The organism is Actinomadura sp. NPDC049753, from assembly GCF_040674655.1.
Classification (GTDB): domain Bacteria; phylum Actinomycetota; class Actinomycetes; order Streptosporangiales; family Streptosporangiaceae; genus Spirillospora; species Spirillospora verrucosospora.
On sequence record NZ_JBFARL010000258.1, the window covers coordinates 1 to 9,802 of the forward strand.

At 74.0% G+C, this 9,802-nt stretch carries 10 protein-coding genes; 2 read left to right on the top strand and 8 right to left on the bottom strand.

Features of this window, described 5'->3' with window-relative positions:
* From AB0K37_RS37295 to AB0K37_RS37320, 6 genes are all read right to left on the bottom strand, one after another.
* Positions 1-800: MFS transporter (locus AB0K37_RS37295; RefSeq protein WP_363989575.1), on the bottom strand; the 800-nt coding region annotated here is incomplete at its 3' end.
* 232 nt (positions 801-1,032) lie between these two features.
* The gene (locus AB0K37_RS37300; protein ID WP_363989577.1) at positions 1,033-1,584 is read right to left on the bottom strand and encodes a TrmH family RNA methyltransferase; all 552 of its coding nucleotides are present in this window, start codon (positions 1,582-1,584) and stop codon (positions 1,033-1,035) included.
* Positions 1,581-2,195, bottom strand: a complete 615-nt coding sequence (locus AB0K37_RS37305) for a methyltransferase (protein ID WP_363989579.1) — start codon at positions 2,193-2,195, stop codon at positions 1,581-1,583. Before AB0K37_RS37305 ends, AB0K37_RS37300 begins: the two co-directional genes overlap by 4 nt.
* 48 nt (positions 2,196-2,243) lie before the next feature.
* Positions 2,244-3,191, bottom strand: a complete 948-nt coding sequence (locus tag AB0K37_RS37310) for a VWA domain-containing protein (RefSeq protein ID WP_363989582.1) — start codon at positions 3,189-3,191, stop codon at positions 2,244-2,246.
* Entirely contained in the window at positions 3,188-4,198 is a 1,011-nt protein-coding gene (locus tag AB0K37_RS37315; protein ID WP_363989585.1) for a DUF58 domain-containing protein, read from the bottom strand. The genes AB0K37_RS37310 and AB0K37_RS37315 overlap by 4 nt, the downstream gene beginning before the upstream one ends.
* Positions 4,195-5,211, bottom strand: a complete 1,017-nt coding sequence (locus AB0K37_RS37320) for an AAA family ATPase (RefSeq protein WP_363989587.1) — start codon at positions 5,209-5,211, stop codon at positions 4,195-4,197. Before AB0K37_RS37320 ends, AB0K37_RS37315 begins: the two co-directional genes overlap by 4 nt.
* Positions 5,212-6,259: 1,048 nt before the next feature.
* On the opposite strand from AB0K37_RS37320, the gene AB0K37_RS37325 reads away from it, so the two are divergent.
* Positions 6,260-6,913, top strand: a complete 654-nt coding sequence (locus AB0K37_RS37325; RefSeq protein WP_363989590.1) for a LysE family translocator — start codon at positions 6,260-6,262, stop codon at positions 6,911-6,913.
* A gap of 120 nt (positions 6,914-7,033) precedes the next feature.
* Positions 7,034-8,680, top strand: coding sequence for a DUF885 domain-containing protein (locus tag AB0K37_RS37330; RefSeq protein WP_363989593.1), 1,647 nt, complete (start codon positions 7,034-7,036; stop codon positions 8,678-8,680).
* Positions 8,681-8,798: 118 nt separating this feature from the next.
* On the opposite strand, the gene AB0K37_RS37335 is transcribed toward AB0K37_RS37330, so the two are convergent.
* Both AB0K37_RS37335 and AB0K37_RS37340 read right to left on the bottom strand, forming a co-directional pair.
* The gene (locus tag AB0K37_RS37335; RefSeq protein WP_363989596.1) at positions 8,799-9,140 is read right to left on the bottom strand and encodes a hypothetical protein; all 342 of its coding nucleotides are present in this window, start codon (positions 9,138-9,140) and stop codon (positions 8,799-8,801) included.
* A 213-nt stretch (positions 9,141-9,353) separates the two neighbouring features.
* Positions 9,354-9,802: alpha/beta hydrolase fold domain-containing protein (locus AB0K37_RS37340; protein ID WP_363989599.1), on the bottom strand; the 449-nt coding region annotated here is incomplete at its 5' end.

Genomic DNA, 9,802 nt, shown 5'->3' on the forward strand with positions numbered 1-9,802 from the left:
GACCGCCGGGGTCCGCGGCATCGCCGCCGGAGCCGGACGAGTGGCCAGGAGGAAGCTCGGTGACACGTGACCTCGGGGCGGCCTCGCTGGGTGAACGCGACGGCCAGCAGGCCGGTCGAGCCGAGGACGACCCCGGTGGCCGCGGCCGCGATGGCCGGCGCGAGCGGGAACACCCGCACGCGGCCCGCGCGGCGGTGCGTCCCCGTCCGCGGCGCCGCCGCCGGGGAGGCGATCATCCCGGCGGTTCCGGCGGCGATGAGGAGGGCCCCGAGGGCGACTCCGAGGGAGGGGGCGGCGACCGCGGCGAGCACTCCCGCCAGGAGCGGGCCGGTCACGAAGACCAGTTCCTCCGACACGGTGTCGAGGCTGTAGGCGCGCCGCAGGAGCGGTCCGTCCGGCAGGAGGGCGCTCCACAGCGTCCGCATGACGACGCCGACCGGGGGTGCGGTGACGCCGGCGGCGAGGGCCAGGACGGTGAGGAGCGCGATGGGGGCGCCCGGCCGTGTGGTCAGCACGGCCAGGGTGGTGAGGACGAGAGCGTAGGCGGCGGCCATCGGGGCCATGATGCGGCGCGGTCCGTGCCGGTCGATGAGTGCGGCGCGGACCGGTGAGGCGGCGGAGACCGTGAGGCCGAGCAGGGCCAGCAGCCCGCCTGCCTGGGCGTAGGAGCCTGTGGACGCCGTGAACGCCAGCGTGAGGGACAGGTAGAGGGTCCCGTAGGACAGGCGTGCCAGGAACGCGAAGGCGAACGTGCGGGAGGCGTGGGGGGTGCGCAGCACGGCCGCGTAGGACGATGTCACGGAGCAGTTCCTCAGAGGGGGTTACGGGGGCGCCGGAAGCCGCCACCGCAGGAGCGGCGGCGGGGGCGTCTACCCGTAGAGGGGGAACTGCATGGCCCGATCGTAACGTGCACCCGGCCCACGCGAAATCCCGTCGGCCGCGCCGCGGCGGTGGAACGCGATCGTCAGTGCGTGATGGCGGGGCGCTTCGGCGGTGCGCCCAGTGCGGCGCACGCCTCCGGAGGCCTTCGGGTCACGCGCTCCATTCGCGGCGGCGGGCTTCGGCGAGGGCGATGGCGGTGGCGACGGCGACGTTGAGGGAGCCGACGCGCCCGATCTGGGGGATGTAGGTGACGGCGTCGGCGGCGCTGAGGAGGGCGGGGGAGCAGCCGTGGTCCTCGCTGCCGATGGCGAGGCACAGGTCCCCGTCGAGGGGCGCCTCGTGCAGGGGCAGGGCGTCGGCCGTCAGCTCCACCGCGACGAGGCGCAGGCCCTCCTTGCGGACGGCGGCGGCGGCCTCGGCGGCGGTGCCGGCGTGCTCCCAGGACACGAGGCGCTCGGTGCCGAGGGCGGTCTTGGCGACGTTGCGGTGGGTGGGCGGCGTGGCGTTGCCGGCGAGCCAGAGGTGCTCGACGCCGAACACGGCGGCGCTGCGGATGATCGAGCCCATGTTGAACGGCTGGGTGACCGATTCGACGAGCAGGTCGACGCGGGCGCCGGTGCGGCGGCGCCAGTCGCGGTTGAGGCGCTTGACGTCGGTGGGGCGCAGCTGGCGGCGTCCCTGCGCGGGGTCGGGGGTGCTCATCGGGTGTGGCCTTCCGTGCGGGGTGCGACGCGCAGGACGCGGTAGGCGGACCGGGAGGCGATCCGCTCGGTGGGGAAGCCCTGGGCGGCGAGCCACTTCTGGAGGGAGTCGGAGCCGAGGTGCTTCTGGACGACGAGGTGGGCGAGGCCGCCGGGGGCCAGGCGGGGGAGCCAGGTGAGGAGGAGGTCGTGCAGGGCGGCCTTGCCGATGCGGATCGGGGGGTTGGACCAGATCGCCGCGAACCTCAGCCCGGGATCGGCGTCATCCGCCAGAGTGAACCTTACATTGTCAAGGCCCGCGGCGTTGGCGTTACTCTCCGCCATGGCCAGCGCCTTCCGGTTCACATCCACTCCCAGAACACTCGCCTGAGGCGAGCGCTTGGCCATGGTGATGGCGATGGGGCCGTACCCGCAGCCGAGATCGAGCAGGTCACCGGCCGCCGGGGGCGGGGGGACGGTCTCCAGGAGCACGCGGGTGCCGGGGTCGACGCGGTCGGGGGAAAACATGCCGCTGTCGGTGTCGAGCCGCAGGTGCAGGTCCGGTAGGACGAGGTCGACGGTGCGGCGGCGGGCGGCGGCGCCCGGCCGCTCCGCGAAGTAGTGTTCCCCCACGTTCGCCGACCGTATCAGCGTTCGAGGCCGCCGGTGCCGTGCGCGCGGTCAGGGGAGCCGGGAGAACCAGGCGAGCGACACGCCGCCGGCGGCGAAGGCGAACAGCAGCGCGATGCCGACGTAGCGGGCGGCGACGTCGCGGTGCTCGGTCCTGAAGCCGAGAGAGGTGCCGATGTTGGCGTACACCTCGCGGAGCTGGTCGGCGTCGGCGGCCTCGTAGGCCTTGCCCTCGGTGCTCTCCGCGAGGCTCTTGAGGGTCTCCTTGTTGACCGAGACGCTGGTGGTCTCGCCTTCGATGTCGACGGTGCCGTAGGGGGTGCCGAAGGCGATGGTGGAGACCGGGACGTGGGCGAGGCGGCTGGCGTCGACGGCCTCCTGCACCGAGCGTCCGGTGGTGTTGTCGCCGTCGGACAGCAGCACGATGTGGGCGGGCGGCGGGTCCTGGCGGGCCTGGGCGTCGAAGGACCGGACGGCCTGCAGGGAGGTGAAGACCGCTTCGCCGATGGCGGTGCGCTTGGCCAGGACGAGCTGGTCGAGGGAGGCGATGGCGGCGTCGCGGTCGGCGGTCGGGGCGGCGATGAGGTTGGCGTTGCCGGCGAAGGCGACGACGCCGACGTTGAAGCGGCGGGGCAGGTCGCCGATGAAGCGCTTGGCGGCGGCCTTGGCGGCGTCGAGGCGGCTGGGGGAGACGTCCCTGGCCATCATGGACAGCGACACGTCGACGGCGACCACGATGGTGGCGCGGTCGCGGGGGACCTTGACGGCGGTGGCGGGGCGCGCGAACCCGAACATCATGAAGGCGATCATGATGAGGAACAGGACGGCCGAGACGTGCCGGCGCCAGCCGGGGCGGCGGGGGGCGACCTGGGAGAGCAGCGCGAGGTTGGTGAACCGTACGGCGTACCGGCCGCGGCGCAGCTGCAGGAGCAGGTAGGCGGCGGCCAGGAGCGGCAGGAGGCCGAGGAGCCAGAGGCGTTCGGGTGACAGGAAGGTCATGGGCGCACTCCCGCGGTGGTGACGGGCCGGCCTGCGGCGCGGCGCTGGCGGAGGGCGAAACGGGCGACGTCGGCGATCCAGTCGCGGTCGGTGCGCAGGACGAGGTGGTGGGCGCCGCAGCGGCGCAGGGCGGCGCGGGTGCGGTCGCGCTGGGCGGCGGCAGCGGCGGCGTAGCGTTCGCGGACGCGGCGGCTGAGGACGATCTCGTGGACGGTGCCGGTCTCGGGGTCGGTCATCTCGACGAGGCCGACGTCGGGCAGGTCGAGTTCGCGGGGGTCGATGATCTCGATGGCGAGGACCTGGTGGCGGGTGGTGAGGCGGCGCAGGGGGCGTTCCCAGGCGGGCTGGCCGTGGGGGCCCTCGCCGGTTTCGGCGCCGTCGGGGGTGAGGAAGTCGGAGATGACGACGCGCAGGCCGCGGCGGGTCTGGCCGCGGTCGAGGGCGGTGAGGGAGGCGGCGAGGTCGCGGGGCGGGGCGGTGGCGCCGGTGCGCGGTCCGGTGCGGTCGTCGGCGGACTGGGCGTCGAGGACGGCTTGGAGGAGGGAGTACATGGCGGCCTTGCCGGGGCGGGCGGGCCAGCGGCGCATGCCGTCGTCGTGGAGGAGGTAGGCGCCGACGCGGTCGCCGAGGCGGACGGTGAGGAAGCCGACGGCGGCGAGGGCGGCAACGGCGAGGTCGCGTTTGATCATGGTGCCGGTGCCGAAGTCCATGCTGGGGGTGAGGTCGACCAGGGCCCAGGCTTCGAGTTCGTGGTCGGCGATGAGGTCGCGGACGTGGGGGGTGGTGGTGCGGGCGGTGACGGCCCAGTCCATGTGGCGGACGTCGTCTTCGCCGGGCTGGTAGAGGCGGGCTTCGGCGAGTTCGGTGCCGGGGCCGGGGAGCAGGCCGAGGTGTTCGCCGTTGAGGAGGCCGTCGAGGCGGCGGGTGACCTGGAGTTCGAGTCGGCGCAGGGTGCGTTCGGGGGCGAGGTGGGCGAGTTTGCCGCTGCGCCGGCGCCGGGGGGTCATGCGGTGGTCACCGCCGCCGCGCCGTGGTTCCAGACGACGCGGGGTGGGGGGACGGCGGCGAGGATCTGGTTGATGACGTCGCCGGTGTCGATGCCGTCGGCGAGGGCGTCGAAGGTCAGGACGATGCGGTGGGCCATGACGTCGCGGGCGACGGCGCGGACGTCGTCGGGCAGGACGTAGTCGCGGCCGGCCAGCAGGGCGAGGGCGCGGGCGGCGGAGGCGAGGCCGAGGGTGGCGCGGGGGCTGGCGCCGATGTCGATGACGCCGCGCAGGTCGGGGAGGCGGTACTGGTCGGGTTCGCGGGTGGCCATGACGAGCCGGACGATGTAGTCGGCGATGAGTTCGTGGACGGAGATCTCCTGGGCGGCGCGCTGGAGGCCGGCGAGGCGGTCGGTGTCGAGGATCTGGGCGGCTTCGGGGGGGTCGACGCTCATGCGCTGGAGGATCTGGAGTTCCTCGTGGGCGGCGGGGTGGTGGACGTCGACCTTCATGAGGAAGCGGTCGCGTTGTGCTTCGGGGAGGGGGTAGACGCCTTCGGACTCGATGGGGTTCTGGGTGGCGAGGACGAGGAAGGGGCGGGGGAGGGGGTAGGTGTTGCCGCCGAGGGAGACCTGGCGTTCGGCCATGACCTCCAGGAGGGCCGACTGGACTTTGGCGGGGGCGCGGTTGATCTCGTCGGCGAGGACGAAGTTGACGAAGACGGGGCCGAGTTCGACGTCGAACTGTTCGGTGGAGGGGTGGTAGATGCGGGTGCCGACGATGTCGGAGGGGACGAGGTCGGGGGTGAACTGGAGGCGGGCGAAGGTGCCGCCGACGACGCGGGCGAGGGTGCCGACGGCGAGGGTCTTGGCGACGCCGGGGACGCCTTCCAGGAGGCAGTGGCCGCGGGCGAGGAGCGCGACGATCATGCGTTCGACCATGTGCTCCTGGCCGACGATGACCTTCTTGACTTCGGCGAGGGTGTACTGCAGGAGGACTGCGGCCTCGTCGACGTCGGTGGCGGCGATGGTCATGTGGGTGTCCCTCACTTGTCCGTCGTGTGCCCTGTCCTCGTGCGTCGGGATGGGGTGCCTTACGACCCTACGCGATCACTTGTACCCGTTGGCCGGGGATACGTGCGTGCGGAGCGTGATCGGTTCGGGGGTGCGGGCGGGGGGTGTTCCGGGGCCGATCGTAGGGCGTGGTTGTTAGTGTTGCGGCCATGTCGAGGCCGTTGCCGCCGGGTGATCCCGCTCAGTTGGGGCCGTTCCGTCTGTCGGCGCGTTTGTCGGAGTCCGCTGCCGGGATCGTGTTCCTGGGGGTGGACGGCGAGGGGCGCCGGGCGAGTGTGGCGGTGCTGAACCGGGGTGCGGCGGGTGATGCGGCGGCGCGGGACCGGTTCCGTGCGGCGATCAATGCGGCGGTGCCGGGGCCGGGGCGCGTGCCGGGGGGCGCTGGTTTGGGTGAGGGGGCGCCGGTGGTGGCGGCGCAGCCGGATGGGCCGGCGCCGTGGGTGGCGACGTCGTATGAGGCGGATCGTGTGGGGGCGGAGCGGTTCTTGGAGCCGGTGGCGTTCCAGGGGTCGGCGCGCGGGTGGTGGGGCGGGCGTCGGCGTGGTCCGCAGTTCCAGCCGTATTGGCTGGGGTCGGGTGAGCCGGCGTTGGAGGGGCCTCGGCCGGTTTCGGGTGGGGGTCCGGTTCCGGTGGGGGAGCGGGCGCCTGAGCGGAGTCTGGTGGCGGCCGTGGTGGGGTTGGCGGCGGCGTTGCTGGTGCTGGCGTTGTTGATGGGTGTGTTGTTCGCGTGTCAGCCGGTGGCGAAGGAGCCGCCGCCTCCGCCGCCGGAGCCGACGCCGTCGATTCGGGTGCCGGAGCGGTCTCCGACGACGCCGGCTCCGTCGCCGTCGGTGCCGCCGAGTTCGCCGGGTCCTTCGTCGCCTGCGCCTTCGCCGTCGTCGGGTTCGGGTGGAGGGGATGGCGCTCCCCTGTAGGGGTTTGGGGCGGTGTGTTCGCCTGTGCGGAGAAGGCCGCTTGTGTAGGGAAAAGGGCGTTGCGTGGTGGTGCGGCGGGCGGACAGCATGGGGGGATGCTGGAGAGTCTGCTCGCGTTCGCGGGCGCGGCGGTGCTGATCGCGTTGGTGCCGGGGCCGAGCACGGTGGTGATCATGCGTCAGTCGCTGCGGTCGGGTCGGCGCGCGGGGCTGGCGGCGGTTCTGGGCAACGAGACGGGCGTGCTGCTGTGGGGGGTGGCGGCGGCGGTGGGGCTGTCGGCGCTGCTGGCGGCGTCGCGGCTGGCGTATGAGGGGTTGCGGGTCGCCGGTGCGGTGGTGCTGGTGTGGTTCGGGGTGCGGGCGCTGTGGGGTGCGCGCCGTGGCGGCCCGGCCGCGGCGGCCGCGGGGGAGGATCTGCGTGTTGAGCGGGGCGGTGCGGGGGCCGGGGCGTCGGGGTGGCGGTCCTACCGGCTGGGGCTGGTGACGAATTTCGCCAATCCGAAGGCGGGGGTGTTCGCGGTGTCGTTCCTGCCGCAGTTCGTGCCGGAGGGGTGGCCGGTCGCGGCGGTGCTGGTGGGGTTCTCGGTGCTGTGGGCGCTGATCGACCTGGTCTGGTACACGGCGGTGGTGTGGCTGGTGGGGTCGGCGCGGCGGGTGCTGGGGCGTCCGGTCGTGCGGCGGCGGCTGGACCAGGTGTCGGGTGTGGTGCTGGTGGGGCTGGGCGTGCGGTTGGCGGCCGAGGTGCGCTGAGGGGTGCGCTGAGAGGTGCGCTGAGGGGCCTGCCGGTGCCGGGCTGTCGGTGTGGTGGGGGCGGCCGATTTGGCACTATCTCATGATCGCTTTTGGGGGCGGGCGTCGTAGCCTGGGGCGGTGACCGCACTGGATGGCCTCGCCGACCGCTATGTGGACGAGTTCGCCGCGCTGGACCCGTGCCTGGCGGCGATGATGGGGATCGCCGGGCAGGACCCGCGGCTGACCGACTACGGCCCGGACGGGGTGGAGGCGCGTGCGGAGCTGACGCGGCGGACGCTGGCGGAGCTGGGCCGCGTGCCCGTGCGGGGCGAGGCGGAGCGGATCGCGGCGGCGGTGCTGCGGGAGCGTCTGGAGGTCGAGGCGGCGCTGGACGAGGCGGGGGTGCGGGAGCAGTTCCTGGACACCACCGACGGGCCCGTCCAGCGGCTGCGGATGGCGCTGGAGCTGCTGGACCAGGGGGCGGACACCGACTGGGAGGCCGTCCGCGCACGGATGGCGGCGCTGCCGGGGGCCCTGGCCGGGCTGCGGGCATCGTTGCGGCGGGCGTGCGGGCGGGGCCGGGTGGCGGCGCGGCGGCAGGTGCTGCGCAGTGCCCGCGAGTGCGTGGACACTCCGGCATATCTGGCGGGTCTGGCCGGGCGGTACGGGGACGGGCCGCTGCGGGGCGCTTTGGAGGAGGCGGCGTCGGGGGCGTCGGCGGCGCTGGAGGAGTTCGCGGCGTTCCTGTCGGGGGAGCTGGCGGCGCGGGCGCCGGAACGGGACGCGCTGGGCGCCGACCGGTACCGGCTGGGGGTGCGGGACTTTCTCGGAACGGACCTGGATCTGGCCGAGACGTACGCGTGGGGCTGGGAGGAGCTGGCGCGGGTCGAGTCGGAGATGGCGGGGGCGGCGCGGGAGATCCTGCCGGGTGAGCCGCTGCCGGCGGTGATGGCGGCGCTGGACGCCGATCCGGCGCACCGGGTGGGGGGCGCGGATGCGTTCCGGGGGTGGATCCAGGAGCTGGCGGACCGGGCGATCGCCGATCTGGACGGGGTGCACTTCGACATTCCGGGGCCGCTGCGGCGGATCGAGTGCCGGATCCCGCCGGTGGAGGCGGGGATCTACTACCTGGCGCCGGCCGAGGACCTGTCGCGTCCGGGGACGGTGTGGTGGACGGTGCGGGACCCGTCGGCCGACATCGTGACGTGGACGGTGCCGACGACGATGTTCCACGAGGGGGTGCCGGGTCACCATCTGCAGCTGGGGGTGACGACGCTGAACCGGGGGCTGAACCGGTACCAGCGCGTGTCGAGCGAGCTGCATCCGGGGCATTGCGAGGGGTGGGGGCTGTACGCGGAGCGGCTGATGGACGAGCTGGGCCACTACCGGGATCCGGCGCACCGGCTGGGGATGCTGGCGGGCGGGCAGCGGTTCCGGGCGGCGCGGGTGGTGCTGGACATCGGGTTGCATCTGGAGCTGCCGATTCCGGCGGGGGCGGGGTTCCACGAGGGGGAGCGGTGGACGCCGGAGCTGGGTTTCGAGTTCCTGCGGGGGCGCATGGGGCCCGATCCCGATTCGGCGGTGGCGTTCGAGATCGACCGGTATCTGGGGCGTCCGGGGCAGGCGATCGCCTACAAGCTGGGGGAGAAGGTCTGGCTGGAGGCGCGGGAGGCGGCGCGGCGCCGGGAGGGCGCGGGTTTCGATCTGAGGGAGTTCCACCGGCGGGCGCTGGATCTGGGGCCGATGGGTCTGGACCGGCTGCGCGCGGAGCTGGCGCGGTCGTGAGGGACGGTGCGGCGGGGGACCCGGGGTCTGAGGCGGGCCTGGCGGTGCGGCGGGGGACCCGGGGAGGACCGGGCGGGCACGTCGGATCAGGGCGGGCTCGTGAGGGGCCGGCGCGGTGTCAGACGGGTTCGGAGGGGTTGAGGCGGGCTCGGGCGTGGCTTTCCAAGGTTTCGACGCCGGTTTCGCGGAGCCAGCGCCGCTGGTTGGAGTGCTGCCAGCCGGGCTGGGGGGTGTCGGCCGGGCTCAGGACGCCGGCGCCCGCGGCGTCGCCGACCACGGAGTCGGCGATGTCGTCGGATCTGCCGATGTGGCAGGCGCGCTCGTCACCGGGTTCGACGATGGTCTTGTGGTAGCGGGGCGGCCACTGCAACAGCAGGCGGCGGCCGCACGTGGGACAGGCCCATTCCTCCAGTCCGGTTTCCCCGGTCTGGACGCGGCGCAGCTCGTGGGTCCGGTACAACTTGCCTCTCCTCGCCGGTCGGCTGAGTTCCGGCCAATGTTCGTGCGTTAGTGATTTCCCGCGCTCAGCAGGTTAAACGACACGGCAACCGTCTTTAAGGTCGGAGATCCGCCACGCTCGGCATGTCCGTAACCCGGGTCTGCTGGCGGTGACGGCGGCGGCCCGGCCGGACCGCGCCCACTACATCGGGGCCCACTACATCGGGGCGCGGCATCAGGTGAGGGCGCTGCGCACGGCCTGGCCGATCCGCGCGACGGCCTCGGCGGGGCGGCGCGCAAACGCCCCCCACCCGAGGAAGCCGTGGTCCAGGCCCGTTCCGGGAACGAGCACGACCGGCACCCCGGCCTCCCGCAGCCGCGCCGCGTGCGCCTCGGCCTGCGGGCGCAGCCGGTCGTGCTCGGCGGTCGCGACCACCGCCGGGGGCAGGCCCGACAGGTCAGGGTCCAGCAGCGGCGACACCCGCGGATCGGTGCGGTCGGCGCCGCGCAGGTAGGCGTCCAGGGCGCGGCCGATGCCCGAGGGCGGGAACCGCAGCCCGTCGGGGTCGGGCAGCGGCGGCGGGACGTCGCGCAGGTCCAGCGCCGGGTACAGCAGGACCTGCAGTGCGGGCCGGGCCGGTCCCGCGGCGCGCAGCAGACCGGCGGCCGCGGCGGCGAGCTGGC

Coding starts and splice junctions, on each gene's coding strand:
- AB0K37_RS37300 (WP_363989577.1), bottom strand. CDS start 1,584: ATGAGCACCCCCGACCCCGCGCAGGGACGCCGCCAGCTGCGCCCCACC.
- AB0K37_RS37310 (WP_363989582.1), bottom strand. CDS start 3,191: ATGACCTTCCTGTCACCCGAACGCCTCTGGCTCCTCGGCCTCCTGCCG.
- AB0K37_RS37315 (WP_363989585.1), bottom strand. CDS start 4,198: ATGACCCCCCGGCGCCGGCGCAGCGGCAAACTCGCCCACCTCGCCCCC.
- AB0K37_RS37320 (WP_363989587.1), bottom strand. CDS start 5,211: ATGACCATCGCCGCCACCGACGTCGACGAGGCCGCAGTCCTCCTGCAG.
- AB0K37_RS37325 (WP_363989590.1), top strand. CDS start 6,260: ATGCTGGAGAGTCTGCTCGCGTTCGCGGGCGCGGCGGTGCTGATCGCG.